The sequence below is a fragment of the Terribacillus saccharophilus genome (genome assembly GCF_002272075.1).
GTDB lineage: Bacteria > Bacillota > Bacilli > Bacillales > Amphibacillaceae > Terribacillus > Terribacillus saccharophilus_A.
On the sequence record NZ_NPBJ01000004.1, the window covers coordinates 23801 to 46576 of the forward strand.

Consider the following 22776-nt stretch of genomic DNA (forward strand, 5'->3'; position numbering starts at 1 on the left):
ATGCATTATTCATGCGTACAGCAGAAAAAGCTCGTAAAACATTCGAAACAGACATCAATATGCAGGTGAATCTGGATGATAACAGCAATATCTCAATCAATACAGGAGTAGGCTTCTTCGATCACATGCTGACTCTATTTGCAAGCCATGCCAGAATTGGTCTAGTGGTTGAAGCCAATGGAGATTTACATATCGATAGTCACCACACAGTGGAAGATACCGGTATCGTGCTTGGTCAGCTGGTGAAAGAAGCGCTTGGTTCGAAGGAAGGTATCAATCGCTATGGCAATGCCTTTGTACCGATGGATGAAACATTAGGCTTTGTAGCACTGGATATCAGCGGGCGTCCATTCCTTGTGTTTGATGCAGAATTTGAAAATCCTAAACTGGGGAACTTTGATACAGAGCTTGTACGCGAATTTTTCCAAGCGTTTTCTGTGCATGCAGGTATCACACTGCACGCTAAGGTTCATTATGGATTCAATACGCATCACAAAGCAGAATCTTTGTTCAAAGCGCTTGGCCAATCGCTCGCTGTTGCCATTAAAGTGAACCCAGATATCAAAGGCGTCAACAGTACGAAAGGGATGATCGAATGATCGCAATCGTCGATTATGGCGTCGGAAATGTCGCCAGTGTGGCCAATGCCTGCAAACAGCTTGGCTACGAAACGATACTGACGGATAAGAAAGAAGAATTCGAGCAAGCAACGCATATCATCTTGCCAGGTGTCGGATCATTTCGCGCTGCCATGGAGGAGATTGAGCAGCGGAACCTACGTGGACTGTTGTTAGAACTAGCTGCCCAAAAGCCATTTATCGGTATTTGTGTCGGCATGCAGCTTTTATTTGAAAAAGGGTTCGAACATGGCGAAACAGAGGGATTGGGACTCATTCCAGGAACGGTTGATAAGATAGAAACGACGCACTTGCTGCCCCATATTGGCTGGAATAGCTTAGAGGTAAGTAGCAGCTTCCCGACATATACAGAACATGACGGCAAGCATGTCTACTTTGTGCATAGCTACCAGGCGAACACACCCGAAGAATATATTATTGCCAGCACGGAATATGGCACCCAAATCCCTGCTATCGTACAAAAAGGGACAATTTGCGGTATACAATTCCATCCGGAGAAAAGTGAAAAAGTCGGTCAGCTCCTGCTGCAAAGCGTGTTTGAAAGCAGTCAGCAAGCCTTTAGCAAGGAGGAAAGCATATGATCGCAAAACGTATTATTCCATGTTTGGATGTGAAAGACGGAACAGTCGTAAAGGGAACGAATTTCGTCTCCTTGCGTGAACTAGGTGATCCTGTTGCCATGGCCGCGGCTTATTCGAAAAGCGGAGCCGATGAAATAGTGTTCCTCGACATCTCTGCAACACATGAAGGACGGGCGACGATGATGGACATCGTACGTCAGACTGCATTGCATGTGTTCGTGCCTTTCACAGTCGGAGGCGGTGTTCGCTCGCTTGATGATATGACGACCATGCTTCAGGCTGGAGCGGATAAAGTAGCTATTAACTCAGCTGCTGTTGCAGAGCCGGAACTTATTACTAAAGGAGCAGAAAAGTTCGGTTCACAATGTATCGTTGTTGCTATCGACGCTAAACGTTTTGATGATGGCTGGCATGTCGTAACACACGGCGGGCGTAAAGACACCGGTATAGATGCTATAGAATGGGCGAAGGAAGCAGAGGCAAGAGGAGCAGGGGAGATATTGCTGACAAGCATGGATGCTGATGGCGTGAAAACTGGTTATGACCTGTCGCTGACGAAAGCGATCGTGGAGGAAGTCCGCATCCCGGTCATTGCCTCAGGAGGCTGTGGCAGTCCGGAACATATAACAGAAGTATTCCAGAAAACAAATGTGTCTGCAGCACTTGCAGCGTCCATTTTCCATGATAAGACCTTCAGCATCGAAGAAGTAAAGCAAAGCTGCCACCAGGAAGGAGTGCGAATACGTGAAGCCTGATTTTACAAAAGGACTAGTCCCTGCAATTGTGCAGGACAGCCAGACCAAGCAAGTACTCATGCTTGCCTATATGAATGAAGTAGCATATGAGAAAACAGTGGAAACAAAAGAAACATGGTTTTATTCTCGCTCGCGAGAGGAGCTTTGGAATAAAGGTGCAACCTCTGGCAACACGCAGCAAGTTATTGATATGAAGCTGGATTGTGATAACGACACAATTCTGATCAGTGTCATGCCACAAGGACCAGCCTGTCATACAGGAGAAGTGAGCTGTTTCTTTAACGAAACGCCGATAACTGGTGATTCAGAGGAAGAAGTGAATATATTCAAGACAGTTATGGATGAAGCCGAAGACCGGAAAAAGCATCCTGTTGAGAATTCCTACACGAATTACCTATATAAAAAAGGTGTCGATAAAATCGGCAAGAAAGTGATTGAAGAAGCTGGTGAAGTCGTTATCGCAGCAAAGAATGATGATCCAGAGGAATTGGTTAATGAAGTGAGTGACCTGCTTTACCATAGCTTCGTTCTGCTCGCTAATCAAGGTGTCAGTCTGCAGGAAGTTGAAGCAGAGCTAGCACGCCGGTTCCAGAAAAAAGGCAATAATAAAGGAGAGCGTCCGCCGATTGAAGAGTGGTGACGCTCTTTTTTTTATTTCAAGTTCCCTTAAGCTTTATTTGCAAGAGGAAAAGATTTATGTTCTTCGACTTGTTCCATTTTCATTTCTTCTGCCTAAGGTATTAATACCAGCTATTAAAGTCATAGTACCTGGTATTAAATATAGTCCGGCAAGCGCATAAACTCCAGTGGCTGTAGCTAGGATCAGTAACCATCCGGCTAGTAATGGTCTTTTATTTAGGATTAACGAGCAAACGATAGCAGTGATTCCGCTAATCATACCCAAAAAACCTATATTACCAAAGGTGTAAGAATCGTCGATAACAGCAAATAATTGCGCAATTATTGAAAAGAGCAGTCCTATAATACCTCCAATAAGAGCTACATTCTTCATGTTTGTTCCCCTCTCAAATTAATGAAATTAATGGAAATGGAAAACCTGAAGTTACAGCTTGGCAATCGAGAAAAAAGAACGCATTGATTTATATACTATTATTCAACTTATCATAAAATCACTGTAGATTACATAGACAAGCGACTAAAAGCATTAACTAGCTATTCATTCCAAAGCTTGCTTTAAATCCTGTATCAACTCCTCCACATCGCCTTGCCCAACTGATATGCGGATCAGTCCTTGGCTAGTATGTTCCTTTTTAAGCTGCTCTGCATTGTTTCCGTAGTTTGGAGACATGATCAGGCTTTCAAAGGAACCCCATGATACGCCAATTTGAAACACCTTTGCTTTGTTGATCACTTTTTTTACCGTTTCATAAGTAGCATCCTTCAACGACCCTTAAATTTTCCTTCATTTTGTACCATTTGTTTTGCTCCTAGAGTTTGTCTAGTTCATTATGTAGATTTTATTATTTCTCATACTTTATAAGTTGAATACCTATCTTTTGGTATAATGGTTCTTTAACAAGAATACGGGCTTAAAGAAAGGCTTAAAGCATGGAAAATCAAAGTATTGAACCAAATGAATATTTATATGTATATACAAAGGGTCTGGAGGAAGGCTCGCTTTGCAGATTAGAGCAAAGAGTGCTTTTTGAACAAGAATCAGACAACCTTATCAAAAGTACAAAAATGATTGAACCAAATAGAAGTCCATTTATAAAAGGAAGACTTACCATTCTTTATTCTGGAGATTCTGTTGAAGAGATTGTGGAACAAGTAAATCATATTGAGCTTGATAACGACACCTTCAAGGTGCTTTTTATTAAGATAAATGACCTTCCAAAAAACCAAAAGGTTGAATTTGAAGAACAGCGAGCTATTGAGAAGAAATTAGGTTGGAATATCATAGGACAGGCAGAAATGCGTAACCCTGATGTTCTTTTTGGCATTGTTCCGTTTGAGGGACGCTGGTATTTTGGTAGCTATCTAGAGAGTGAATCCGTATGGCTGCATCATGCTAAAAAGCCACAGGAATACTCGACTGCTTTAAGTACACGTTTGGCAAGGACTGTTGTGAATATTGCAATTCCAGATCCAACAGCTGTACGTGTTATCGATCCTTGCTGCGGAATTGGCACGGTGCTGGTTGAAGCACTCTCTATGGGTATTCCAATTGTCGGGGCCGATCGAAATCCGCTAGTAGTTAAAGGTGCGCGAGAAAATATCGCACATTTTAATTACCATGGAGAAGTGGCTATTCAAGATATTTCCGAGCAAGAAGGTCACTATGATGTTGCGATTATTGATATGCCATATAATCTCTATTCCCGTGCGACAGCAGAAGAACAGTACACGATTATTCAGAATGCCAGAAGAATTGCCGATAGAGTGGTTATCCTTACCATTGAGGATATGGATGAGATGATTTTGAAGGCAGGCTTTACAATAATTGATCGCTGTGTTGCTAATAAGGGGTTGAAGGCGTTGTTTTCGAGGCAGGTAGTTGTTTGTAAATGAATCTTTTTTACGTTGAGAAACTTAATTAGTAGCCGTCTTCTATACATCATATGAAACTTCAGTAAAAATAACTTTTATTGGAGGAGCTCTGAATGAGAACGCATTCATCACGGGGAGAGATTCCAATTGTCACTGGAGCAGCATCTGGTACTGGCTATGCCACTTCTGAGCAATTATTGAAAAATGGGCAAAGAAAGCACTTTTTTAATACAATACATAATTGAATGTCAGGTTTAGTAAAGTGAATCGCTGCGGAATTTAATGGCTAGTGGACAAGGCATGTAATCATATAAGGAGCTGATTAAAATGAAAAGAATTTCACTCAGTATGGTGAGAGAGGATTTGTTGGATATTCCCCAATACCCGCTTCCTGCCGGATTTCGACTTAGATTATTTGAGAAAGGTGACGAACATCATTGGGCACGTGTGGAAGCAAGTGTTGATGAATTTGAAAACAAAGAATCTGCACTAGAGCACTTTCACAAAGAATTTGGACCATATATTGATGAAATGATAAATAGATGTGTATTCATCGAGAATGAACATGGAGAAGTGATTGGAACAACAACTGCATGGTATGGCAACTTAAAAGACGTTGGAGAAATAGTAGGGAGAATCCATTGGGTGGGAATTGTCCCTGCCTATCAAGGGAAAAAACTATCCAAACCTTTACTAAGTGCAGCAATGAATATATTGGCCAACTATCACTCAAAGGCCTATCTTACATCGCAAACAACAAGTTACCAAGCGATTAATATGTACCTAAACTACGGATTTAAACCGTTTATCACAGCTCCAAGCTGTCATGAAGCCTGGTCCTTGGTAGAGGATACTTTAGATAGAAAAATAGTAAAGTAAGTTAATCCACAGGGGAGATAACAATCTATTCCTGCCCAAAAGTCAGATGAGAATACGACGGGATATGGTATAGAGTCGCTAAGTCAATATGGAATTAACTGAAAGCGTGTATTGCCTCAATATAATCAGAATTTCATGCACTCAGTCCATTGAGAAAGTCGGCGTGGGTTTGTCATAAACTATTTATTCTTCCTTTAAAAGAACTTTTTGCGTTATTGAGCGAATACCTTGTATGCTTCCCACCACTTTCCTTACAATAAAAATTAGAAGAGCAGAGAAGAGGTGGGCGCATGAAGCTCAGCGTACTGGATCAGGCACCGATCAGAAGAGGCGCAACGATTGAAGAGGCATTGCAGGAAAGCGTGGAATTGGCTCAGCATGCAGAAAGATTAGGCTATGAGCGTTACTGGTTTGCGGAGCATCATAATACAAACGGTTTAGTGAGCGTCGCACCTGAAATCATGGCAACGCGGGTTGCGAGTGCGACGAATACTATAAAAGTTGGGACAGGCGGTGTGCTGCTGCCGCAGTACAGCCCGCTGAAAGTGGCGGAAACATTTCATACGATAGCCGGACTTTTTCCTGGTCGTGTCGACCTTGGTGTTGGGCGTTCGCCTGGCGGAACGGAACAGACAAGGAGTGCTTTATCAGACGGAGCAGATAGCGGAATGGGTGAGTTTCCGAGGAAGCTGGAGGAGCTGCAAGGCTTCCTATATAATTCCCTCCCGCGTGAGCATCCTTATCGTTCGGTAAAAGCATCCCCGCGTGTGAATGATCCGGCACCATTGTGGGTGCTCGGTTTGTCAGAAGGAAGTGCCAAGCGAGCAGCTGAATTAGGTATCGGCTACGTGTTCGGTCATTTCATCAGTCCTGCTAAGCCAAATGCAATGCCTATATATAAGGAAGAATTCCGTCCGTCTGTCACAAGGGAAAAGCCATATGGTATTGTTTGTATATTTGCCGTATGTGCTGAAACGGAAGAGAAGGCAGAAGAGCTAGCAAAGAGCCAGGATCACTGGCTTTTAAGTGTCGGGAAAGGACGCGATACACAGATTCCGTCACCTGAGTTGATACAAAAGCGTCAGCTGACGGAAGCAGATAAAGATACAATTCGCCAAAATCGCAAGCGCTGTGTTATTGGAACGCCGGAACAGGTTAGGAAAGAGCTGGAGAGGCTGCAGGTAGAATATCAAGCGGACGAGTTCATGCTGATTACCAATATCTACGATAAAGAAGCTAAATGGAAATCGTATGAATTGATCAAAAATGAAATTAACCATAATAATATTATGTAAACCGATAGATTGAAATGAGTTAATCCAAAAAAGGTGAACCACTTTGGATGTTTCAGTTATAACAACCAGTTGTTTTACAATCGCTTTGGCAGGCTATTTTTTTGTTGGAGTAGTGAAGTTTTACTTTGATAAGAAATTGAAAAGGGCTGATTGAAAGTAAGCGTTCATCATTTGATGAATTTAAAAAGCAGAAGGCATTCCAAGCTAATTTGGTATATGCCTTCTGCTTTACTTGTTACCTGTAATATTCAGACCTTATTTATTCCAGTGCTCTTCAATAAACTCATCACGGCCGGATTTGGCACGATCTTCTTCGTAAGCTTCTTTTTCCTTTTTATAGAAGTCCTGATGATACTCTTCGGCAGGATAGAAGACAGTTGCCGGCAGGATTTCTGTTACGATGGTCTGCTTGAACTTGCCGCTTTCCTCAAGTACTTTCTTAGAGAACTGAGCTAGTTCTTCCTGCACATCATCATGATAGAAGATGGCTGTACGGTATTGATCTCCGCGGTCTTGGAACTGACCGCCTGCATCGGTAGGGTCGATTTGCGGCCAATATAGGTCCACTATTTGCTTGTATGTTATTTTTGTTGGGTCATAAGTGATTTCGACAGCTTCATAATGTCCTGTCGTACCTGTTTTCACTTGTTCGTATGTCGGATTTTCGACATGTCCTCCTGTATAACCGGAGATGACTGATTCAACGCCGTCCCATTGATCAAACGGCTTCACCATACACCAGAAGCATCCTCCTGCGAATGTTGCCTTAGCAAAGTTTGTTGTCATAGCTTCCTAGCTCCTTTCTGGTGTCATATGACTTATTTTACCCTATATAAATGACATGTACTAGTATGTTAAACTAGAAGGATGAAAGAAAAGAAGGAGACAATGAGATCTTTATGAAAAATCATATATTACTAATAGATGGTATGGCAATTTTGTTCCGTGCATTTCATGCTACTGCTTACCGAAATTATTACATGATTAATTCTAAGGGAATGCCGACAAATGGTCTACATGGCTTCATCCGTCATTTGGCTGCTGCTGTCGATCATTTTGAACCTACTCATGTTGCTGCTTGCTGGGATATGGGTTCGAAGACATTTCGCAGTGAGATGCTGGATACGTACAAAGGGAATCGTGAAGCGCCGCCTGTTGAGCTGATTCCTCAATTCGAAGCAGTCAAGCAAGTTGCTGCCGGTTATGGTATTCCGAATATCGGTCTGAAAAACTACGAAGCTGACGATTGTATCGGTACGTTGGCTAGTCTTTATGCAGCCGAAGGACATCACGTAACCGTTCTTACAGGTGACCAGGATATGCTGCAGCTCGTCCGGCCCAATATAGATGTTGCGATTATGCGTAAAGGCGAGGGCAACTACGAAGTATTCCAGGAAACGAGCTTTTTCGAACAGAAGGGTCTTACGCCAGCACAAATCATCGATATGAAAGGTTTGATGGGTGACAGTTCTGATAACTATCCAGGAGTTAAGGGTATTGGTGAAAAGACTGCTATTAAGCTTCTGACTCAATATGAAAATATCGACAAGCTGCTGGAAAACCTTGCAGAGTTGCCGAACGGCGTACGAAACAAAATCGAATCCGATTTGGATAACCTGCATTTGAGCAGAAAGCTTGCTGCTATCCATTGCGAAGTTCCAATCAGCTGTGAACTGGAAGATGCTGTTTGGGCAGTAGATGAGAAGCAGAAACAGACAATGCTTGAGGAATTTGAACTGACAAAGCTGAGCCGTTTATTGCGTGCAGCTGATCAACTGGCAAACTAAAAAGCGATTGTGCATTATGCACAATCGCTTTTTTCATCTGAATTGCTGCAACCGGGAAAAGAAGTCCCGGACAAATTCGTAGAATAATCGTTCAGACGGTGCTACTTGTCTTTCTTTCGGTATGATGACACCGACCGATCTTCTGACTTCGGGAAACGTAATTGGTATTTTCGTAGTCATCCTGGGCGTAGCATCATAGAATGTACTTTCCGGCAAGATAGTAATACCGATGCCGGCTGCAACGAGTCCTTTTATAGCGTCCAGATCCTCACCTTCTGATGAGACAGTCGGTACAAATCCAGCTTTCTTACATCCATCCATCACAAGCTGGCGCAGTTTATATCCTTCTGGGAAAAGAACGAACTGCTCGCTCTGCAGATCCTTCAGATGCAGCTGCTCCCGTTCTGCAAATCGGTGCGCGACTGGAACGAGCGCAGAAAAACTCTCGGTGAAGAGGATTTCTCCTTCAATTCGGTCGTGGTCCCTTGGAACAGGGCCGATAAAGGCAATATCTATATCACCGCGAGACACTTGTTCGATTAGAAATTGATATGTTCCCTGGCGAAGCTGGAATTGGATATTCGGATAGGCTTCTTTGAAGGAATAAATGACAGTCGGCAAAAGTTGACCAGCCAAGCTGGTTGGAAAGCCGATTTTAATTGAGCCACGCTCCGGATCTAAATGTTCGTCGATTTGCTTTTTTGCATAATCGATTGCCTGCATGGCCGTTTCGATATGAGAGAGAAAAGTACGGCCGATTTTGGTCAGTTTGACATTTCTGCCTTCTCGTTCAAACAGATCCACTCCGAGTTCATCCTCTAAATTACTGATTTGACGGCTGATTGCGGACTGTGCGACATGCAAATATTCGGCTGCTTCCGACATATGCTCCCGCTTTGCAACCTCGATAAAATAGCGCAGTTGACGTAATTCCATGTGGTAATCCTCCGATCTATCTCAAAATGAGATTGATTCTATCTAAATTATATATTGTTTCGATCAATTAGAAAACCTACAATGTACTATAAGACAACATGTCGGTTCGAGACAGAGAGTGAGGGATTAATAATGGCATTTCATTTCCTACCAAAAGCGCAAGGCTTATACCGACCGGAATTTGAGCACGATGCGTGCGGAATCGGTTTATACGCACATATGAAAGGTAAAGCCGCCCATTATATTGTCCAAAAAGGATTGCAGCTGCTTTGTCAGCTTGATCACCGTGGAGGACAAGGGAGCGATCCTGCATCAGGAGACGGAGCAGGGATCATGGTGCAGCTGCCACACCGTTATTTTTCCGAAAAGACTGAATTTTCGTTACCTGAACCTGGAGAATACGGGGTTGCCATGATCTTCTTCAACACGCAAGACACCCAGCAGGAAGAACTGGAAAGCAAAATCAGTGCTCTTGTAGAAGCAGAAGGTCAGCATGTTATCGGCTGGCGCACGGCACCTGTCGATGACACGCACATCGGCACAATGGCAAAGGATGTAAAACCATTCGTCCGTCAGCTTTTCGTCGGCAAAGGGGAGGAAACAGAAAAAGGACTCCCATTCGAGCGTAAGCTGTATGTTATCCGCAAACAGGCGGAAAATGAAGCAAAAGAAATGCACCAGCATTTGTATTTTGCCAGCTTCTCCAGCGAGACAATCGTTTACAAAGGGATGCTGACATCTGTCCAAGTGGATCAGTTCTATCTGGATTTACAGGATCCTCTATTCGAAAGTGCGTTTGCACTTGTGCATTCTCGTTTCAGTACGAATACATTTCCAAGCTGGGAACGCGCCCATCCAAACCGTTATCTCATCCATAATGGGGAGATCAATACGTTGCAAGGAAACGTCAACTGGATGCGTGCTCGTCAGAAGCAGCTTGTATCAAAAGCTTTCGGCAAAGATACGGCGAAGATCCTGCCGATTCTTGATACAGACGGAAGTGACTCTTCCATCATGGATAATGCTTTTGAATTCTTCGTGCTTGCTGGCCGTAAACCGGCTCATGCTGCCATGATGATGATTCCAGAACCATGGGATAAAAACCCATACATGAATAAGGAAAAACGTGCTTTTTACGCTTATCATAGCACATTGATGGAACCATGGGACGGCCCGACGGCCATTTCATTCACAAACGGCAAACAAATCGGTGCGGTCCTTGACCGTAATGGTCTGCGTCCAGGACGTTATTACGTAACAAAGGATGACCATTTGATCCTGTCCTCAGAAGTAGGCGTTCTTGATGTGGAAGAAGAGAATGTTCTATTGAAAGACCGTTTAAGCCCGGGCAAGATGCTTCTATTGGATATGGAGCAAGGCCGATTAATTCCTGACGAGGAAATCAAACAGGAAATGGCTGCTGCTGCACCTTACCAGCAATGGCTGGATGAGAATATTGTGGAACTCGATGATCAAACAGTGTCTGATGATAGTGCTATCGAGGACCTTGTAACGAAACAGAAAGCTTTTGGCTACACGTATGAGGATGTGCAGAAGTATATCGTTCCGCTTGTATCAGAAGGCAAGGACCCAATCGGGGCTATGGGAAATGACACACCGCTTGCTGTGCTGTCTGACCGACCGCAGTCATTGTTCTTTTATTTCAAGCAGTTGTTCGCACAGGTAACGAACCCGCCGATCGATGCATATCGGGAGCAAATCGTTACAAGTACACTTTCTTATCTTGGAAAAGAAGGGAATCTTCTTCATCCGGATGAAACGAATTGCAGACGGATTAAATTAGCATCACCTGTTATAACAAACAATCAGCTGGAACAGTTGGTTTCTGAGCAGAGCGGCGACTTCAAGCTTCAGGAGATCCACACTTTGTTCGGAGAAAATCTGAAGAAGAGTATGGAACGCGTTTTCCAAGAAGCAGAAGATGCAATCAGCAAAGGTGTCAGCGTACTCGTTTTAACAGATCGTCTTATGTCGGATATATATGTGCCGATTCCTACTTTACTTGCTGTAAGTGGCTTGCATCAGCATCTTGTCCGGAAAGGTCTTCGGACGAAGGTTAGTCTGATTGCTTCTGCTGGGGAAGTACGGGAAGTGCATCATGTGGCTACACTTCTCGGATATGGTGCAGATGCCATCCATCCTTATTTGGCGTATGCGACGCTCAAGGAAAGCATTGATAACGGAGATATCGCACTGTCTTATCCGGAGGCTGTCAGACAATATGCTGCCGCTATGACAGAGGGTGTCGTCAAGGTTATGTCCAAAATGGGCATCAGTACGGTGCAAAGCTACCGCGGTGCACAAATTTTTGAAGCAGTCGGTATCAGTCATGGAGTTATTTCTAAGTATTTCACTGGAACAACATCCCAGCTTGATGGAATTAACTTAAAGACGATTGCAGAAGAAGCAAGAAAACGTCATCATGCAGGTTATAAATCCACAACAGCAGCCTTGGAAACAGGCAGTGAATACCAATGGCGTAAAAACGGCGAGCATCACGCGTTCAATCCGAAAACGATCCATACGCTTCAATGGGCATGCCGTCGGGATAACTATGAGTTGTTCAAGGAATATACCGAAGCTGCTGATCAAGAACGACTTGGTTTCCTTCGTAACTTATTCGACTTCAAAAAGTCCAATGCAATACCACTTGAAGAAGTTGAATCGGTTGAAAGCATCGTGACGCGCTTCAAAACAGGTGCCATGTCATTCGGATCGATCAGTGAAGAAGCACATGAAGCACTAGCCATTGCAATGAACCGTTTAGGCGGTAAAAGCAACAGTGGAGAAGGCGGCGAAAATGCTAAACGCTATACGCCGGATGAAAACGGTGATTACCGTCGTAGTGCCATTAAGCAGATTGCATCTGGCCGTTTCGGTGTCATGAGCTCTTATCTTGTGCAAGCAAATGAGCTGCAAATCAAAGTGGCGCAAGGTGCAAAACCTGGTGAAGGCGGACAGCTTCCAGGAAAGAAAGTGTATCCATGGGTAGCGGACGTTCGGAAATCGACTCCAGGTGTTGGTTTGATTTCACCGCCGCCGCATCATGATATTTACAGCATCGAGGATTTGGCTCAGTTGATCCACGACTTGAAAAATGCAAATAGCGATGCCAGAATCAGTGTTAAATTAGTTGCTAAAGGCGGCGTTGGCACGATTGCTGCTGGTGTTGCAAAGGGCGCTGCAGATGTAATCGTCATTAGTGGTTATGACGGCGGAACAGGAGCATCACCAAAAACTAGTATCAAACACGCTGGCCTTCCATGGGAGATCGGATTAGCGGAAGCGCACCAGACGCTTATGCTGAATGGTTTACGTGACCGCGTCCGTTTGGAAACCGACGGGAAATTGATGACTGGTCGTGATGTTGTTATGGCAGCATTGCTTGGCGCAGAGGAGTATGGTTTTGCAACAGCACCACTGGTAGTCTTAGGCTGCGTGATGATGCGTGTTTGTCATATTGATACGTGTCCAGTAGGTATTGCGACGCAAAACCCTGAGCTTCGCAAGAAATTCATGGGTGATCCGGATCATGTCGTCAACTTTATGACATTCATCGCACAGGAAGTAAGAGAAATCATGGCTGAACTTGGTTTCCGCACAATGGAAGAAATGGTCGGCCGTACAGATGTACTTGAAGTATCGGAACGAGCACAATCCCATTGGAAAGCTGGCCAGCTAGATTTAAGCAGACTGCTACATCAAATTGACGGAGCTCGTACTTACAGCACGCCGCAAAACCATAAGATTGATATCGCGTTGGATACGACAGATATCCTGCCATATTTGGAAAAAGCGTTATCTGGCAAAGAACAAGTAATCCTGGAACTTCCTATCCGCAACATCAACCGTGTTGCCGGAACCCTTGCAGGCAGCGAAATCAGCAAAAAGTTTGCTGAAGCAGGACTTCCGGAAGACTCAGTGAATCTGCATTTCCATGGTTCTGCGGGACAAAGCTTTGGTGCTTTCACACCGAAGGGAATGACCTTGAAAGTAACGGGAGATAGCAATGACTATGTTGGTAAAGGTTTGTCCGGTGCAAAATTGATCGTTAAGAAACCGGCTGGATTCCAAGCTTCTGCTGCGAAGCACGTCATTGCTGGTAACGTGGCACTTTATGGAGCGACTTCCGGTGAAGCATATATCAATGGTATGGCTGGTGAACGTTTTGCTGTCCGTAACAGTGGTGCAACAGCTGTTGTAGAAGGAATCGGGGAGCATGGCTGTGAATATATGACCGGCGGTAAAGTTGTCATACTCGGTGAAGTAGGCAAGAACTTTGCTGCAGGAATGTCTGGCGGAATTGCCTACATTCATACAGCTGACCGGGAAGCATTCAAACAGCTTTGCAATACGGAAATGATCGACTTTGAACAATTGTCTGATGAGAGAGAGATCGCTGAGCTACGCAGTATCATTGAGAACCATGCTGCTTACACAGATAGTGAGAACGCATCCTTCATCCTGGAAAATTGGAAAGCGGAGCTAGCTTATTTTGTCAAAGTGATTCCAATCGATTACCGCAGCATGATGCATCAAATCGATGCACAGCGTGAGCTTGGGCTATCGCAGGAAGAAGCTGTTATGGAAGCATTCGTATTAAAAAACCAGCAGCCAAAACCAGTGAAAGAATCCGAGAAACCTGCAGCAGTACATTAAGAAAGAGGTGGAAGTATGGGGAAAGCAACCGGATTTATCGACTACAAAAGAGAAGAAGCAAATGAACGCGATCCAAAGACGCGGACCCGGGACTGGAACGAATACGCCGCTCCTTTCTCTGATGCTACGCTGAAGACACAAGGAGCCCGCTGTATGGACTGCGGTACACCGTTTTGTCATATCGGCATGGAGATTGGCGGAGCCACTTCCGGCTGTCCGATTTACAATTTGATTCCAGAATGGAACGACCTTGTGTATAAGGGTAAATGGAAGGAAGCATTGGAAAGACTGATGCTGACGAATAATTTCCCGGAATTCACTGGCCGTGTCTGCCCGGCACCTTGTGAAGGTTCCTGCACCGTAGCAATAAGTGATCCGGCAGTTGCCATTAAGAATATCGAACGTGCAATCATCGATAAAGGTTTCGAAAATGGCTGGATCACACCGCGTATTCCGCAAAAACGTACTGGCAAAAAGGTCGCAATCATCGGATCTGGTCCTGCAGGTATGGCTAGTGCTGATCAGTTGAACCAAGCTGGTCACACAGTCACTGTATACGAGCGAGCTGACCGCGCTGGCGGATTGCTTATGTATGGAATTCCGAACATGAAGCTGGAAAAAGAAGTGGTAGAACGCCGCATCAACCTACTGCGTCAGGAAGGTATCGACTTTATCCTGAACACAGAAATCGGTAAGGATATCCTTGCTGAAGAGCTTCGTGAACAATATGATGCGGTGATACTTTGTACAGGAGCTCAACAGCAGCGTGATCTTGTAATCAAAGGAAGAGAATCAAAAGGTGTTCATATCGCAATGGATTATCTAACAGTCTCAACAAAAATGCTGCTTGATGACAAACTAGCAATTCAGCCGGAGTTTGATGCGGCTGGTAAAGACGTTATTGTCATCGGTGGCGGGGATACTGGTGCAGACTGTATCGCAACGGCTGTTCGTCAAGGTGCAAAAAGCGTTACGCAATTCGGGAAACACCCACAGCTGCCGCTTGCTCGCAGTGCTGATAACCAATGGCCAGAATATCCCCATGTATTCGGTTTGGAATATGCGCATAAAGAAGCAAAAGCAGTTTACGGGGAAGATCCGCGCCAATACTCTATCCAGACAACGAAATTCGTCAAGGATGAGCAAGGCAATCTAAAAGAATTGCATACTATTGATATGCAGAAAGTACGTAATGAGAAAGGTATGTTCGTCTACCAGGAAGTCGAAGGATCTGAGAAAGTTTGGCCTGCTGAGCTTGTATTGATCGCCATCGGCTTTGAAGGCACTGAAACACCGTTGCTAACAGAATTTGGTGTTAATGTAACACCAAATAAACGTGTGGAAGCAGCCTATGGAGATTATCGTACAAATGTAGATAAAGTTTTCGCTGCTGGCGATGCCCGCCGCGGACAAAGTCTAATTGTCTGGGCTATTAACGAAGGCAGAGACGTTGCCAAACAGGTTGATCTTCAACTTATGGGTGAGACTGTATTACCTTGATGAAAAAGCAGAATTTCCGTTAAACGGAGGTTCTGCTTTTATTATGCCGTCAGAAGGAAATGCAAGCCAGTAACTTGTCAGAATAACTGCCAGCATTTTGGCAGAACACCTTCAAATTGCTGATATTCAACCGATATACAAGGAATGGGGGATTCAACGAGGAGGATCATCATGTTATTGAAACGCAAAAAAGAGAGACAAGCAGAAACAGTGGGACAAACTAATTTATCCAAAGAAGCTAATGTAATATTGAAAATTGAAGGCGAACTGAAAAAACAGCTTGATATGATTCACCTGACAGAAGACGATCTGCGCGTGTTAGTAGGATTGCAGCCACTAGTCTGTGCGGAGATTGAAAGTATCGTAAGCCGCTTTTATCAGAACATCACCAATCAGAATAATCTGCTCGCTATCATTGAAAGTAATAGTTCTGTTGAAAAATTGAAGCAGACACTTAAGCGGCATATACAGGAAATGTTTGATGGAAAAGTAGATATTGATTATGTAGAGAAACGCAAACGTATCGCGTTGATTCATGCGAAAATCGGACTGGAGCCGAAATGGTATATGGGAGCTTTCCAGGATCTATTGCAGCAGATGTTATCCATATTCGAACAGCATATAACTGATTTCACAGCTTACCGCACAGCTGTACTTGCCACGACGAAGATTTTTAACATCGAACAGCAAATTGTGTTGGATGCTTATAATACCGAACATGAAAGCGTGCATATTGAGCACATTGAAAAACAGGATAAACTGTATGAAAGTATACAAGTAACTTCCGAGAGTCTTACAAGCATATTCCTGAAGGTGAACCTAGCCGTAGATGAGCTGGTTGCATTCTCTTCAAAGCTGACAGAACAAAGTAATGAAACGAAACAGACAGCAAAAGAAGTAGTGAATCATTCCGAAGAAGGTCAAGCAGGACTAGTGTCCCAGCAGCAACGGATGCAGCATATCGGAGACCAAATGGGTATGGTGCAAAAAGAGCTGACAGCGCTCGAGGCAGCGGCTGCTAAAATCGGCAGTATTGTAGGATTAGTGGAAGGTATTGCTGAACAGACGAATCTGCTTTCACTAAATGCTTCGATTGAATCAGCACGGGCAGGCGAACAAGGGAAAGGGTTTGCCGTCGTAGCAAGTGAGGTTCGGAAATTAGCGGAAGAAACAAAATCATCTGTTTCCGATGTTACAGCGTTGATTCAAGATACGCATTCCCAGATTAGTAATGTGAGCAAATTCATGGAGACAGCAGAGGATTTGATTGCCAATGGAACTGTACAGCTAGGAGATGTAACCTCGAAATTTGAGAACATCATGACGCATTCTCAAAGTAATGAACAAATAAGCAGTCGTACAGAGGAAAGTATCAAACAATTCACAGGAGAGCTCATGGATGTAAAAGGAGCTATGCAGCAAGCAGAAAGCGTACTCCGGCAATTAAATGAGCTTACATAAATAAAAGAAAACCCAGCAGTCAGTTGACTGCTGGTTATTTGCTTTCAAACTGTGTTTTTTTGAATTGCTCTTTCAATGCGGAAGGTGCTTGTTTAATGGAAGAAATAACAGTCTTCGAGCCTTCTGAAATAGACTGGACATTAGACTGGATATCTTTCTGATGCTGCTGCAAAACTGTCTGCTCTTGCTTGATTGTCTGCATATCAGCTTGCATTGGAGCCATTGTCTTATCGATTTTTTTCTTTGTTGCAAGCATCGATTTTACAGCTTTCATGATCATAACAGCGGCAATTACAAGTGCACCAATGATGATAACACCGCAGATAATCCACATTATTGTACCCGTTTCCATACCCCGTACCTCCTTCGTTTGTCTGCTTCTCTTTTCCCTGATCTTTGTTTATCGTAACATACAGAATGAAATTTTGTTAAAATTTTAGGTTGAAACTCTTTGAAATCTCCTATATAATCTTTGGATAAGATATTGTTGTCGCAATATTCTATCATTAGGAACAATTTAACCAAAAAAGAGAATGAAAATCTTAAATGACAGGGAGTCCTAGCTTTGAAACAACAAACTTTTGCTTTTACACGCAGTGAGAATCTCAAACAGAAACCGGACGCAAGTACGCTTCAATTCGGAAAGGTATTCACTGACCATATGTTCACAATGGATTATACAGCTGAAACAGGCTGGCATGATCCTCAGATCGTGCCATATGCACCGCTGGAACTTGATCCTGCAGCCATGTGTTTCCACTATGGCCAGACAGTATTTGAAGGCTTGAAAGCCTATGTGACCAAAGAAGGAAAAGTTTTGCTATTCCGTCCAGATAAAAACTTCGAGCGCCTTAACCGTTCGAATGACAGACTATGTATTCCGCGTTTGGATGAGGAAGTGGCATTAGAAGCATTGCGACAGCTCATTTCGGTCGAGAAAGATTGGATCCCGACTGCAGAAGGAACTTCACTTTATATCCGTCCGTTCATCATTTCGACGGAGCCGTTCCTTGGCGTAGCTGCATCTATCAGCTACAAGTTCATCATCATTCTTTCTCCTGTAGGGGCTTACTACAAAGAAGGTATTAACCCGGTAAGCATTGCAGTGGAGAATGACTATGTACGTGCAGTCAAAGGCGGTACAGGCGATGCGAAAACAGGCGGAAACTATGCTGCAAGCCTTAAAGCACAAGAAGTAGCAGCAGCATCTGGATTCTCCCAGGTTCTGTGGCTGGATGGTGTGGAGAAGAAATACATTGAAGAAGTTGGCAGTATGAATGTATTCTTCAAAATCGACGGAGAAATCGTTACACCGCAGCTAAACGGCAGCATCCTGCAAGGTGTTACCCGCGACAGTGTCCTTCAATTGCTGAAGCACTGGGGCTATCCGGTAACAGAACGCCGTGTTTCTATCGCAGAAGTGGTTCAAGCGCAGAAAGAAGGTAAACTGGAAGAGGCGTTTGGTACTGGGACAGCTGCAGTTATCTCACCAGTCGGCAAGCTATTCTATGAAGGTGAAACATACGAGATCAATAATGGCGTCACTGGTGAAGTTGCTAAGCGCGTCTATGATACAATTGTCGGCATCCAAAAGGGCGAACTAGAAGATACATTCGGCTGGACAATCGAAGTCAACTAATTAAATGGACCTCCACACATAGCGGTGGAGGTTTTTTGTTTATAGACTAGGAGCTTGTGCTATTTTGCTATATAATCGTTACTAAAATGAGTTGTTAGACGAAAAGGTGAATGGAAAATGAAAAGAATAATCGTAAAAATAGGTTCAAGCATGCTTTCGGAATCTGGCGGGGGGATGAGTGAAACGAAAATCCGCCAGCATACGGATCAAATAGCTGCACTAATAAACGAAGGACATGAAGTAATACTTGTATCATCCGGTGCTGTAGCAGCTGGATTCCGTCAGCTCGGCTATCCATCAAGACCAGTGACTATTGAAGGGAAACAGGCAGCGGCTGCAATTGGACAGGGTTTGCTCGTCCAAGCTTATACGGAAGCTTTCGGCAAACATGATATGAAATGTGCACAGCTCCTCTTGACTCGTGATGTCTTCACAAATGCCGATCAGTACCATAACAGCTACAATACGCTGCAGGAACTGCTGAAGCGTAATATCATTCCGATCATCAATGAAAATGACTCAGTCTCTATCCGAGAACTGACATTTGGTGATAATGATATGCTGTCTGCTTATGTGAGCGGGCTCGTAAAGGCTGATTTGCTGATTTTGATCACGGATGTGGACGGTATTTATGACAAAAACCCCAATACCTATCCTGATGCGAAGCGGTACCAGCGTTTGGAAGTAATTCCTCCGGAAATGCAAGCATCTATTGAACAGACATCCGGTTCTAACGTCGGTACAGGAGGTATGTATTCCAAGGTGCTGGCAGCTCAGACTGCGCTTGAGTTAGGTGTGCCGGTTTTCATCGGTACGACTAATGAAAGATCAACGCTTCTTGAGATTGCACAAGGTAATGGAGCGGGTACGTATATCGGAGACGAAGTGACAGTTGTGCAACGCAAAACAAAGCAATGGCTCACACATCATGCCAGAGCGACAGGCAGCCTTACGATCGATGCAGGTGCAGCAGAAGCTTTGCTGCAGCATGGAAAAAGTTTGCTGCCGATAGGTATTACAGATATACAAGGTACTTTTACTGCGTCAGCAGTCGTTGAAATCAAAACAACTGATGGGGATACAATTGCCCGCGGGATCAGTGATATTTCATCTGCTGATTTACGCGAAATGCTAACAAACAGGGCGACTAATCCGTCCTCGGTTTGGCATAAAGCCATTGTCCATCGAAATTATATTGTATTTTTATGAAAAAGCCGCCGAGCCTGCCAGCTAGGCGGCTTCGGTGTATAATGAAATCAGAAAGGAGTTGCACTGATGAAAGTAATCATGCTCGTCCAAACGATGTATAAAAATCAACTGCTTCGCGAAGGTGGTACATACGAGATCCCGGAGGAAACAGCAGCTCGCTGGATCAGAAGTAAAATCGCAAAAGCAGCAGAGTAAGGAGTAATTATATGGATTTAGGATTAAAGGGCAAGACGGCATTGGTCGTTGCAGCCAGCAAAGGACTTGGTAAGGCGACAGCTTTGCAGTTAGCCAAAGAAGGTGCCTCTGTTCATATCGTCAGTCGTGATGAACAAGCACTCAAACAAACGAGAGATGTAATAATAAAAGAATCCGGTAATGATCAGGTTGCATATTCGGTTTGTGATATCACCGATGCACAAGCAATCAATCAAGCCATCGAGGCAGCTAAGCAACATACTGGATCAATCGATATTCTTGTTAACAATGCAGGTGGACCGCCTGCAGGTAAACTAATGGATTTTGCCGACGAACAATGGCAACAAGCTTTCGAACTGAATTTATTGAGTTTTGTCCGTTTTATTCGGGCAGTTGCTCCGATCATGAAGGTAAATGGAGGGGGCCATATTCTTAATATCGCTTCATCTTCCATTAAGCAGTCAATCGATAACTTGCTGTTATCCAATACTTTCCGTGCTGGAATTGTCGGCTTGGCAAAATCTCTGTCTCAGGAACTTGCACCAGACAATATCCTGATCAACACGCTTGGCCCTGGAAAAATACATACTGACCGGGTCGATCAGCTGGATCAGAAGACTGCTGATCACCTAGGCAAAAGCTTGGATGACGTGCAGCAGCAGAGCCAAGCATCTATCCCGATGGGCAGATATGGTACACCTGAAGAATTTGCTAACATGGCTGTTTTCCTTTGTTCTTCTGCCAATTCGTATGTTACTGGTCAAGCTTTCGTCGTAGATGGCGGAATGGTCAAAAGTATTGGTTAAGACTTCGCTTTGATTCGGTAATGACTTAAAGCAAGCAGCGGAAATATATGCGGATAGCTATCATACCGGATATAAAACTGGCCAGGCAGGCCAATACCGGTCGGATAGTCGATCGAGGTTTGCAGCAAAGGCTCCGACAACAAAAAGCTGATGCCTTGCTGTACCTCCTTGCTATCCTGTTCACCGCTGGCAATAAGGGCATCAACAGCCCAGGCGGTCTGAACTACTGTACTGATCGGTAAATCTACGTACGTTCCTACTTCTGCACTTCGGCACGATTCTCCCCAGCCACCATCATCATGCTGAACAGCTTTCAGCCAATTTACCGCACGCTTGACATGTTTTTCTGTCGTATTTACACCAACTGCTGCAAGTCCTGTCAAAGCAGCCCACGTCCCATACAAATAACAAACTCCCCATCTCCCATACCATGATCCATTTAATTGCTGATGCTTAAAAAGCCAGCGGACAGCCTTTTTTATACTGGAATGGTCTTTTTTCAAACTAGCATATGTTCCGAGAAATTCCATGACCCTGCCAGTTAAGTCTGCGGTAGAAGGATCAATCGCTGCATCTTCTGCATTTTCAATCGGAAGCTTTCCTAATACCCACCAGTCTGTATCCTTCTCGAAAGCTGCCCAGCCGCCGTCTTTATTTTGCATCGCCAGCAAATAATCCGATCCTTTTTTCCAAGCGCGCTTAACAGTAAAATCATGACGAGCCTGTCTTGTGAGGGCTCGAAGTGCTGCAGCTGTGTCGTCATTATCTGGATGATTGGTGTTAGTATCAGAAAACCCCCAGCCGCCAGGCTCCACGGTAGATTGATGGATTTGCCAATCTGCTTTTTGAACATGCTGCCGCTGCAGCAGATAATGATTGGCTGATTGAATCATATTTTGTTTAACAGGGGCACCTGCCTGCTGAAGTGCATAACTGAGCAATGCTGTGTCCCAAACAGTTGATGTGGAATTTTCGACATGAATGCCGTTGCAGTTTTCATTGACAAGACCATGTATGCCTTTTAATGCCCGTTGTATTTTTGGATTGTTTTCTTCATACCCGAGTGCCATATAGGCGTAAATCATGAAGAAAGTGGCACTTGCATAGCTGTAGAGTGTTCCATCAGATTCGGTTCGTTCCTGCATATATTGTTCAGCATATCTATAGCCGGCACGGTGCAGACGGGCTGGCAGGCGAGCCAGACGGCTCCATTCATTCGTGATGGTACGAAAAGGAGAGCGAGCATCCGTTAAATCATCCCATTCATCCTCAAACAATAAATGCTCTAGCTGCACGCTGTGTATGCTGATTCGTTTGAATTTTTTATTCAGCAATAGAAGCATCGGGACAAAATGTATTCTGGCATAGGAACTGAATTGAAAGAAATTTATCGGGAAGGTTGTCGGAACAAGCAGCGCGGTCATCGGGAACTTCAAAAAGTGAGGCCAAGGTATCATACCGTGGACTGCCAGCATAAAGCGTATCATAAAGTGTGCTTTGTTGATGCCGCCGTTAGTGCTGATATAGCGTTCTGCAGTCCGTAGCTCTTTAGCAGAGACTCCTGAAAAACGAAGTGCAGCATATGCCAAGACAGTCGCTGATAAGTTGCCGTTTCTTTCACCAGGGTATGCTGCCCAGCTGCCATCGTCCCGTTGTTTTTTTAATAATTGGAGTTTTAATTTCTCTACGGTATCTGTTTCCTTGCCGAAGGAAGTGAAGGTGATGATATAGAAGCAATCTGTCAAAATCGCACCCTCAAAGCACATACGCCAAGATCCATCTTTCTGCTGCAGCTCTTCTAGCTTATTTGTACGCTTCTCAATTGCCATCTTCACATCTTCTATGTTGACCTGGCTCATGATACAGCTCCTTTTTTCCGAGAGTTATGGAACGGAAAATATACT

The 22776-nt window shown here is 44.1% G+C and carries 22 protein-coding genes; 16 read left to right on the forward strand and 6 right to left on the reverse strand.

Annotation, left to right across the window (positions count from 1 at the left end; translation table 11 throughout):
* Positions 1–11 precede the first annotated feature (11 nt).
* The 4 genes from hisB to hisIE are packed head-to-tail and all read left to right on the forward strand — an operon-like array spanning position 12 to position 2614.
* The gene (hisB, locus tag CHH48_RS02810) at positions 12–599 is read left to right on the forward strand and encodes an imidazoleglycerol-phosphate dehydratase HisB (RefSeq protein WP_095217809.1); all 588 of its coding nucleotides are present in this window, start codon (positions 12–14) and stop codon (positions 597–599) included.
* Entirely contained in the window at positions 596–1219 is a 624-nt protein-coding gene (hisH, locus tag CHH48_RS02815) for an imidazole glycerol phosphate synthase subunit HisH (RefSeq protein WP_095217810.1), read from the forward strand. Before hisB ends, hisH begins: the two co-directional genes overlap by 4 nt.
* A complete protein-coding gene (gene hisF, locus CHH48_RS02820; protein WP_095217811.1) occupies positions 1216–1974 on the forward strand; it encodes an imidazole glycerol phosphate synthase subunit HisF in 759 nt (252 codons plus the stop codon). Before hisH ends, hisF begins: the two co-directional genes overlap by 4 nt.
* Positions 1964–2614, forward strand: coding sequence for a bifunctional phosphoribosyl-AMP cyclohydrolase/phosphoribosyl-ATP diphosphatase HisIE (gene hisIE / locus CHH48_RS02825; protein ID WP_095217812.1), 651 nt, complete (start codon positions 1964–1966; stop codon positions 2612–2614). The genes hisF and hisIE overlap by 11 nt, the downstream gene beginning before the upstream one ends.
* 54 nt (positions 2615–2668) lie before the next feature.
* On the opposite strand, the gene CHH48_RS02830 is transcribed toward hisIE, so the two are convergent.
* Both CHH48_RS02830 and CHH48_RS02835 read right to left on the reverse strand, forming a co-directional pair.
* Entirely contained in the window at positions 2669–2986 is a 318-nt protein-coding gene (locus tag CHH48_RS02830) for a hypothetical protein (RefSeq protein ID WP_095217813.1), read from the reverse strand.
* 165 nt (positions 2987–3151) lie between these two features.
* The gene (locus CHH48_RS02835) at positions 3152–3379 is read right to left on the reverse strand and encodes a PLP-dependent transferase (protein ID WP_095217814.1); all 228 of its coding nucleotides are present in this window, start codon (positions 3377–3379) and stop codon (positions 3152–3154) included.
* Between the two features lie 164 nt (positions 3380–3543).
* Here CHH48_RS02835 and CHH48_RS02840 point away from each other — a divergent pair, with 164 nt between their 5' ends.
* From CHH48_RS02840 to CHH48_RS02850, 4 genes are all read left to right on the forward strand, one after another.
* The gene (locus CHH48_RS02840) at positions 3544–4506 is read left to right on the forward strand and encodes a TRM11 family SAM-dependent methyltransferase (RefSeq protein WP_095217815.1); all 963 of its coding nucleotides are present in this window, start codon (positions 3544–3546) and stop codon (positions 4504–4506) included.
* 92 nt (positions 4507–4598) lie between these two features.
* Positions 4599–4730, forward strand: a complete 132-nt coding sequence (locus CHH48_RS19735) for a hypothetical protein (protein WP_255212159.1) — start codon at positions 4599–4601, stop codon at positions 4728–4730.
* Between the two features lie 82 nt (positions 4731–4812).
* The gene (locus CHH48_RS02845; protein WP_095217816.1) at positions 4813–5364 is read left to right on the forward strand and encodes a GNAT family N-acetyltransferase; all 552 of its coding nucleotides are present in this window, start codon (positions 4813–4815) and stop codon (positions 5362–5364) included.
* A 290-nt stretch (positions 5365–5654) separates the two neighbouring features.
* Entirely contained in the window at positions 5655–6659 is a 1005-nt protein-coding gene (locus CHH48_RS02850) for an LLM class flavin-dependent oxidoreductase (protein ID WP_095217817.1), read from the forward strand.
* A 255-nt stretch (positions 6660–6914) separates the two neighbouring features.
* Here CHH48_RS02850 and msrA read toward each other — a convergent pair whose 3' ends face one another.
* Positions 6915–7445 (reverse strand): peptide-methionine (S)-S-oxide reductase MsrA, encoded by a 531-nt coding sequence (msrA, locus tag CHH48_RS02855; protein WP_095217818.1) that lies wholly within the window; start codon positions 7443–7445, stop codon positions 6915–6917.
* Positions 7446–7558: 113 nt separating this feature from the next.
* Here msrA and CHH48_RS02860 point away from each other — a divergent pair, with 113 nt between their 5' ends.
* Complete coding sequence (locus tag CHH48_RS02860) at positions 7559–8446, forward strand: 5'-3' exonuclease (RefSeq protein WP_095217819.1); 888 nt, start codon at positions 7559–7561, stop codon at positions 8444–8446.
* A 33-nt stretch (positions 8447–8479) separates the two neighbouring features.
* On the opposite strand, the gene CHH48_RS02865 is transcribed toward CHH48_RS02860, so the two are convergent.
* Positions 8480–9382 carry a LysR family transcriptional regulator gene (locus tag CHH48_RS02865; protein ID WP_095217820.1) on the reverse strand — a complete coding sequence of 301 codons (903 nt, stop codon included), beginning with the start codon at positions 9380–9382 and terminating at the stop codon, positions 8480–8482.
* 132 nt (positions 9383–9514) lie between these two features.
* Between CHH48_RS02865 and gltB the strand changes: the two genes are divergently transcribed.
* The 3 genes from gltB to CHH48_RS02880 all read left to right on the forward strand — a co-directional run bounded on the left by gltB (position 9515) and on the right by CHH48_RS02880 (position 17023).
* Positions 9515–14062 (forward strand): glutamate synthase large subunit, encoded by a 4548-nt coding sequence (gene gltB / locus CHH48_RS02870; protein ID WP_095217821.1) that lies wholly within the window; start codon positions 9515–9517, stop codon positions 14060–14062.
* Between the two features lie 15 nt (positions 14063–14077).
* Positions 14078–15562: a glutamate synthase small subunit gene (gene gltD / locus CHH48_RS02875; RefSeq protein WP_095217822.1), complete on the forward strand. Its 1485-nt coding sequence runs from the start codon at positions 14078–14080 to the stop codon at positions 15560–15562.
* Positions 15563–15733: 171 nt separating this feature from the next.
* Positions 15734–17023: a globin-coupled sensor protein gene (locus CHH48_RS02880; protein ID WP_176466351.1), complete on the forward strand. Its 1290-nt coding sequence runs from the start codon at positions 15734–15736 to the stop codon at positions 17021–17023.
* 34 nt (positions 17024–17057) lie between these two features.
* Here the strand turns inward: CHH48_RS02880 and CHH48_RS02885 are convergent, their stop codons facing one another.
* Complete coding sequence (locus CHH48_RS02885) at positions 17058–17375, reverse strand: hypothetical protein (protein ID WP_095217824.1); 318 nt, start codon at positions 17373–17375, stop codon at positions 17058–17060.
* 213 nt (positions 17376–17588) lie between these two features.
* Between CHH48_RS02885 and CHH48_RS02890 the strand changes: the two genes are divergently transcribed.
* From CHH48_RS02890 to CHH48_RS02900, 4 genes are all read left to right on the forward strand, one after another.
* Complete coding sequence (locus tag CHH48_RS02890) at positions 17589–18662, forward strand: branched-chain amino acid aminotransferase (RefSeq protein ID WP_095217825.1); 1074 nt, start codon at positions 17589–17591, stop codon at positions 18660–18662.
* Positions 18663–18779: 117 nt separating this feature from the next.
* Entirely contained in the window at positions 18780–19871 is a 1092-nt protein-coding gene (proB, locus tag CHH48_RS02895) for a glutamate 5-kinase (RefSeq protein WP_095217826.1), read from the forward strand.
* 66 nt (positions 19872–19937) lie between these two features.
* Positions 19938–20066: a hypothetical protein gene (locus tag CHH48_RS19740; protein ID WP_255212160.1), complete on the forward strand. Its 129-nt coding sequence runs from the start codon at positions 19938–19940 to the stop codon at positions 20064–20066.
* 11 nt (positions 20067–20077) lie between these two features.
* Entirely contained in the window at positions 20078–20872 is a 795-nt protein-coding gene (locus CHH48_RS02900; protein WP_095217827.1) for an SDR family oxidoreductase, read from the forward strand.
* Here CHH48_RS02900 and shc read toward each other — a convergent pair.
* A complete protein-coding gene (gene shc / locus CHH48_RS02905) occupies positions 20869–22731 on the reverse strand; it encodes a squalene--hopene cyclase (RefSeq protein ID WP_095217828.1) in 1863 nt (620 codons plus the stop codon). The genes CHH48_RS02900 and shc overlap by 4 nt on opposite strands.
* Positions 22732–22776 lie beyond the last annotated feature (45 nt).

Coding starts and splice junctions, on each gene's coding strand:
- hisB (WP_095217809.1), top strand. CDS start 12: ATGCGTACAGCAGAAAAAGCTCGTAAAACATTCGAAACAGACATCAAT.
- hisH (WP_095217810.1), top strand. CDS start 596: ATGATCGCAATCGTCGATTATGGCGTCGGAAATGTCGCCAGTGTGGCC.
- hisF (WP_095217811.1), top strand. CDS start 1,216: ATGATCGCAAAACGTATTATTCCATGTTTGGATGTGAAAGACGGAACA.
- CHH48_RS02830 (WP_095217813.1), bottom strand. CDS start 2,986: ATGAAGAATGTAGCTCTTATTGGAGGTATTATAGGACTGCTCTTTTCA.
- CHH48_RS02840 (WP_095217815.1), top strand. CDS start 3,544: ATGGAAAATCAAAGTATTGAACCAAATGAATATTTATATGTATATACA.
- CHH48_RS19735 (WP_255212159.1), top strand. CDS start 4,599: ATGAGAACGCATTCATCACGGGGAGAGATTCCAATTGTCACTGGAGCA.
- CHH48_RS02845 (WP_095217816.1), top strand. CDS start 4,813: ATGAAAAGAATTTCACTCAGTATGGTGAGAGAGGATTTGTTGGATATT.
- CHH48_RS02850 (WP_095217817.1), top strand. CDS start 5,655: ATGAAGCTCAGCGTACTGGATCAGGCACCGATCAGAAGAGGCGCAACG.
- msrA (WP_095217818.1), bottom strand. CDS start 7,445: ATGACAACAAACTTTGCTAAGGCAACATTCGCAGGAGGATGCTTCTGG.
- CHH48_RS02860 (WP_095217819.1), top strand. CDS start 7,559: ATGAAAAATCATATATTACTAATAGATGGTATGGCAATTTTGTTCCGT.
- CHH48_RS02865 (WP_095217820.1), bottom strand. CDS start 9,382: ATGGAATTACGTCAACTGCGCTATTTTATCGAGGTTGCAAAGCGGGAG.
- gltB (WP_095217821.1), top strand. CDS start 9,515: ATGGCATTTCATTTCCTACCAAAAGCGCAAGGCTTATACCGACCGGAA.
- gltD (WP_095217822.1), top strand. CDS start 14,078: ATGGGGAAAGCAACCGGATTTATCGACTACAAAAGAGAAGAAGCAAAT.
- CHH48_RS02880 (WP_176466351.1), top strand. CDS start 15,734: ATGTTATTGAAACGCAAAAAAGAGAGACAAGCAGAAACAGTGGGACAA.
- CHH48_RS02885 (WP_095217824.1), bottom strand. CDS start 17,375: ATGGAAACGGGTACAATAATGTGGATTATCTGCGGTGTTATCATCATT.
- proB (WP_095217826.1), top strand. CDS start 18,780: ATGAAAAGAATAATCGTAAAAATAGGTTCAAGCATGCTTTCGGAATCT.
- CHH48_RS19740 (WP_255212160.1), top strand. CDS start 19,938: ATGAAAGTAATCATGCTCGTCCAAACGATGTATAAAAATCAACTGCTT.
- CHH48_RS02900 (WP_095217827.1), top strand. CDS start 20,078: ATGGATTTAGGATTAAAGGGCAAGACGGCATTGGTCGTTGCAGCCAGC.
- shc (WP_095217828.1), bottom strand. CDS start 22,731: ATGAGCCAGGTCAACATAGAAGATGTGAAGATGGCAATTGAGAAGCGT.